At 69.7% G+C, this 4,512-nt stretch carries 1 protein-coding gene; it reads right to left on the bottom strand.

The window, feature by feature from the left end:
* The coding region (locus tag MKK50_RS17955; RefSeq protein WP_499024253.1) for a beta strand repeat-containing protein at positions 1–4,378 on the bottom strand (4,378 nt) is incomplete at its 3' end.
* Between the last annotated feature and the right edge of the window lie 134 nt (positions 4,379–4,512).

The raw sequence follows: 4,512 nt of genomic DNA on the forward strand, positions 1-4,512 counted from the left end.
CGCCGACGAACCTGTCGTCGAGGCTCTCGGCCCGGATAGCGCCCACGGTCGCGTCGAAGGTGACGTGGCCGTTGTCGCCGAACACGATGTCGGCGTCGCTGTCGGTCTGGCCGCCATCGATCGTATCTCCGCCGAGGCCGCGGAGCACGAGGTCCGCGCCGGCTCCGGTGGTGATCGTGTCGGCAGCGCCACCGATCCGGTCGCTGACGATCTCCAGACGGATTCCGCCTGCAAAGCGGATCGTGCCGTTGTCGCCCAGCACGACGTCGGCGCCCGCGCCGGTCGTGATGGTGTCGTTGCCCGAGCCGCCGAGCACGACGTTGTCGCCGTCGCCGACCACGATCCGATCGTTGCCGGCGCCCGTGGCATCGGTCGAGACGAAGACCACGCGCACGCCGGCCTCGAACTCGGCATAGCCGCCGTCGCCGATCACCGCATCGTTGCCGCTGAGCGCCGTCACGACGTCGCTGCCGGCTCCGGCGATGACCACGTTGTCACCGGCCCCGACATCGATCGTGTCGTTGCCGCCGAAGCCGAGGTCGAAGCTCTCGGCCCGCTTCACGCGGCCGCTGGACTCGAAGGTGGCACGACCGTCGTCGCCGAGCACCACATCGTTTCCGCCGAGCGCCGTGATCCGGTCGGCACCGGTGCCGCCGACGACGATGTTGTCGCCGCCGCCGACATCGATGCTGTCGTCGTCACCGAGGCCGAAATCCAGGCTCTCGGCCCGCTTCACACGGCCCTGGCCGTCGAAGGTCACATGGCCGTTGTCGCCGAAGACGATGTCGGCATCGGCATCATTCCCCCCGGCATCGATGGTGTCGGCGCCGAGGCCGCCGAGCACGAGGTCCGCGCCGGCTCCGGTGGTGATCGTGTCGGCAGCACCGCCGTCACGACCGCTCGTCAGTTCGAGGCGGATTCCGCTTGAGAAGGTCACCGCACCATTGTCGCCCAGGACGACATCGGCACCCGAACCCGTGGTGATGGTGTCGGAACCCGCGCCACCGAGGACGATGTTGTTGCCGGAGCCGGCCTCGATGCTGTCGTCGCCGCCGCTGGTCGGATCGATGCTCTGAGCGAACTTGACGCGGCCGAGCTCGTCGAAGGTGACGTGGCCGTTGTCACCGAAGACGATGTCGTCGTCCGCATCGTCCTTGCCGGCATCGATGATGTCGCCGCCGAGGCCACCGATGACGAGGTCGGCGCCGGCGCCAGTCCGGATCGTGTCGCGCGCGCCGCCGGCCGGATCGCTCTTGGCCTCAAGGCGGATTCCGCCTGTGAAGGTCACGAAGCCGTTGTCACCCAGGACGACATCCGCGCCGGCGCCCGTGGTGATCGTGTCGGAGCCCGCGCCGCCGATGACGATGTTGTTGCCGCCGCCGACATCGATGCTGTCGTCGCCGCCGGCGGTCGGATCGGTGGCCTCCGCGCGGATGACGCGACCCAGTTCGTCGAAGGTGATGTGACCGCTGTCGCCGATGACGATGTCGTCGTCGGCATCCAACTTGCCGGTATCGATCGTGTCGCCGCCGAGGCCGCCGATGACGAGATCGGCGCCGGCACCGGTGACGATGGTGTCGCGCGCACCGCCCGACAGGTCGCTTTTGGCCTCGAGGCGGATTCCGCCTGCGAAGATCACGCTGCCGTTGTCGCCCAGCACGATGTCCGCGCCGGCACCCGTGGTGATCGTGTCCGAACCCGCGCCGCCGAGGATCAGGTTGGCGCCTGCGCCCGCCAGAATCTCATCGTCGCCGCCGAGCGTCGGATCGACGGTCTCGGCCAGCGAGACGCGGCCGAGGGCATCGAAGGTGATGTGGCCGTTGTCGCCGAACACGATGTCGGCGTCCGCATCGTCCTTGCCGGCATCGATGGTGTCGCCGCCGAGGCCGCCGATGACGAGGTCCGCCCCCGCACCGGTGACGATGGTGTCGCGACCGCCACCGCCGACGCGCTCGCTGAGAGCCTCGCGCAGGACGCCGTCCACGAAGTCGACGGCGCCGTTGTCGCCGAACACGAGGTCGGCGCCGATGCCGGTGGTGATCGTGTCGCTGCCCGAGCCGCCGAGCACGACGTTGTCGCCGTCGCCCGCGCGGATGATGTCGTCGCCCGCCACGCTCTCGTTCTTGGTCGAGACGCGCACCAGCTTGCCCTGCGCGAAGGTCGCTGCGCCGTCGTCGCCGAGGATGATGTCGAGACCGGCCCCCGTGGTGATGTCGTCGGCCCCGATGCCGCCGAACACCACGTTGTCGCCCTCGCCCGCCACGATGGCGTCGCCACCGCCGAAGGTGGATTCCATCGTCTCGATCGAGACCAGGATTCCGTTCACAAACACGGCGCTGCCGTTGTCGCCGAGGATCACGTCGGCGCCCGAGCCGGTCTGGATCTTGTCGGCCCCGACGCCGCCGATGACGACGCTACCGCCATCGCCGAGGGTGATCTCGTCGCGCGCGCCGGCCGTGGCGGCGGTGGTCGCAGCCTGGAGCACGCGGCCCTGCGCGTCGAAAGTCGCCCCACCGTTGTCGCCGAGCACGGTGCTGCGGCCATTGCCGGCCGAGATGAGGTCGCTGCCCGAGCCGCCGAGGATCACGGCCACGCCGTCGCCGACCGTGATCGTGTCGTCCCCGCCGACGTTGTCGTAGGTCGTCTCGACCACGATCGGCAGGCCGGCGGTGGTGAGCCGGGCATGACCGGCATCGCCGAGGATGACGTTGGTGCCGGTGCCGAGCTTCACGCCGTTGCGGATGCCCGCGGTGATGCTGTCGCCGCCGGCACCGCCGATGACGGTGTTGCGGCCGCTGCCGAGCGCGATCGTATCCTTGTCGCCGACCTCCGGGCTGATGCTGGCGATCTCGACGATGATGCCGGCCTCGAAATCGGCCTGGCCGCTGTCGCCGAGCACGACGTTGTTGCCGTCGCCGATGGTGATCGTGTCGCGGCCCGTGCCGCCGAGCACGACGTTGTTGCCGTCGCCGATGGTGATCGTATCGTCGCCGCCGATCGCGGTGTCGAAGGAGAGCGCGCGCTGGATCCGGCCGAGGGCATCGAAGGTGACGATGCCGTTGTCGCCCAGGATGATGGCGCCCTTGTCGCCGCCCCTGATCGTGTCGCCGCCCATGCCGCCGAGCACGACGTTGTTGCCCGCGCCGAAGGTGATCGTGTCGCTTCCGCCGATGGAGGGCGCCGTCGTGGCGATGCGCGCCAGCACGCTGGTCGTGAACCCGTTCGTCACCGTCACGGTGAAGTCGGCCTCGCCGCTGTCACCGAGGATGACGTGGTTGCCCGCGCCGGTGGTGATGGTGTCGCCACCCGCACCGCCGATGATCTGCGAGGCGCCGTCTTCGGCCGTGATGATGTCGGCACCGCCGACCTCGGGCGTGATCGATTCGATGCGCTGGGCGCGGCCGTTGCGGAACACCGCCTTGCCGCTGTCGCCCAGGATCACGTGGTTGCCCGCGCCGACCTTGATCGTGTCCGCGCCCGCACCGCCGAGGATCGTGGTGTCGCCCTCGGTGGCCTCGATCGTGTCGTTGCCGCCGATCTCGGTCGCCGTCGAGGTCACCGTCTCGATGATGCCCGCGACGAAGGTGGCCGAGCCGCTGTCGCCGAGCACGACCTGCGTGCCCTTGCCCAGCGTGATCCGGTCCGCGCCCGCGCCGCCGATGACCGTGACGTTGCCGTCCCTGGCGGTGACGGTGTCGTCGCCGCCGATGCCCGGATCGATGCTCTCGATCGAGACCAGTGCTCCGGCGCTGAAGCGGGCCTTGCCGCTGTCGCCGAGGATGACGTGGTTGCCCGCGCCGACATCGATGCCGTCCGCGCCGGCACCGCCGATGATGGTGGTGTCACCGTCGGCCGCCGTGATCGTGTCGTTGCCGCCGATCTCGGTCGCGATCGAGGTGATGTCCTGGATCTTGCCGTTCGCGAAGGTGGCCGAACCGCTGTCGCCGAGCACGACCTGCGTGCCCTTACCCAGCGTGATCCGGTCCGCACCCGCGCCGCCGAGCGCCGTGACGTTGCCGTCCTTGGCGGTGATGATGTCGTTGCCGCCGATGCCCGGATCGATGCTCTCGATCGAGACCAGCACGCCTGCGGTGAACACGGCCCGGCCGTGGTCGCCGAGGATGAAGTGGTTGGCCGCGCCGGCATCGATGTAGTCGGCGCATGCTCCGCCGACGATCGTGTGGTCGACGTCGGAGGCTGTGATCCGGTCTCCGCCGCCGATCGCGGTCGCCACCGAGGGGATGGTCGCGAGCCTCCCGTTCGTGAAGGGGGCCGAGCCGCTGTCGGCTGCGGCGACACGATCACCGCGTCCGACGGCGACACCACGATCATCGGCGGCGCAGGCGCCGACTCCATCGATGTCGGCGCGGGCAACCACGGCATCCTCGGTGACAACGGCCGGGCCGTGTTCACCGCAGTAGTGCTGGTATCGATCGAGAGCACCTAGCCGGGCATCGGCGGCACAGACATCATCACCGCCAAGGCAGGCAACGTCACGGCGCGCGGCAGTGC

The organism is Methylobacterium sp. J-043, assembly GCF_022829505.1.
GTDB classification, from domain to species: Bacteria; Pseudomonadota; Alphaproteobacteria; order Rhizobiales; family Beijerinckiaceae; genus Methylobacterium; species Methylobacterium extorquens_A.